The organism is Mycobacterium sp. NGS50 (assembly GCF_059812545.1).
Window position 1 is genome coordinate 1 of sequence record NZ_JCALCW010000102.1, and the last position, 376, is coordinate 376.

Below are 376 nucleotides of genomic sequence, written 5' to 3' on the forward strand. Positions count from 1 at the left end.
GCCAGGCACACTGTTGGGTCCTGAGACAACAGGCCCGGTTTGTCTGCCCTCGTGTGGGGGTGGGTGTGTTGTCGCCTCATCTTGGTGGTGGGGTGTGGTGTTTGATTTGTGGATAGTGGTTGCGAGCATCTAGCAAGCAGGGCTCCTCTGTTGTGGGGGGTGTTGTTTGTTGTATGTAATGCAAATTTCGATTTGGTTTTTGTGTTTGTAAGTGCTTAAGGGCGCATGGTGGATGCCTTGGCATTGGGAGCCGATGAAGGACGTGGGAGGCTGCGATATGCCTCGGGGAGCTGTCAACCGAGCGTGGATCCGAGGATGTCCGAATGGGGAAACCCGGCACGAGTGATGTCGTGTCACCACACGCTGAATGTATAGG

The 376-nt window shown here is 55.1% G+C and carries 1 rRNA gene; it reads left to right on the forward strand.

Going from position 1 to position 376, the window contains the following annotated elements:
* Positions 1 to 205 precede the first annotated feature (205 nt).
* Positions 206 to 376: ribosomal RNA gene (locus tag AC5Y36_RS25870) — 23S ribosomal RNA — on the forward strand; the annotation flags it as partial.